Genomic DNA, 527 nt, shown 5'->3' with positions numbered 1-527 from the left:
CACTAATGGCGCCATCGTCAAGGCTTATAACGTAGTTCACATGCATACCAGGAGGAACTTGATAGCTGAACGATGCTGAATTCTGTCCTGCTGACAAAAAGTTCCAACCAACAACCGTAACAGGCTTAATTCCATAGTTATTATAAACGCCATTTGCGTCCCAAGTTGATATACCGTACGCCATAATAAATCCTCCAAAAGAAAAGGGCATCTCTCGATGCCCTTGATATTACCATGAACCAGTCAACCTGCCAATCTGAACCCTCAGGCGACCACTCGCATCCCTAACAGATATTGTGGTATTAGTTTGCTTCATTGCACCCTCACCGTCACTTCCGTAGTTTTCGAATGTTCCACCCTTGTCAAGCCTCCAGCCGGACTGGTTAAAGACATAGTTATTCGACTGAATGAAGTTTCCAATCATCGCATTCGTGATGAATCCGTTCTTAATGATGGCGCTATTAAGAATCACCTGATTACCTTCAACAACGAAAGGATACTGAGTCTGACCGTTCATCCCTGTCATG

Annotated in this window: 2 protein-coding genes; both read right to left on the bottom strand. The window is 44.2% G+C overall.

Going from position 1 to position 527, the window contains the following annotated elements; all coding sequences use genetic code 11:
- Window positions 1–184, bottom strand: a 184-nt coding sequence (locus tag ACEWB7_RS17435; RefSeq protein ID WP_411581016.1) for a hypothetical protein, incomplete at its 3' end; no start/stop codon positions are given.
- A 45-nt stretch (window positions 185–229) separates the two neighbouring features.
- The coding region (locus ACEWB7_RS17430; RefSeq protein WP_411581015.1) for a hypothetical protein at window positions 230–527 on the bottom strand (298 nt) is incomplete at its 5' end.

This window comes from Acinetobacter sp. NIOH-H-8 (assembly GCF_046635365.1).
GTDB lineage: Bacteria > Pseudomonadota > Gammaproteobacteria > Pseudomonadales > Moraxellaceae > Acinetobacter.
This window is presented reverse-complemented; position numbering and strand designations above follow the sequence as displayed.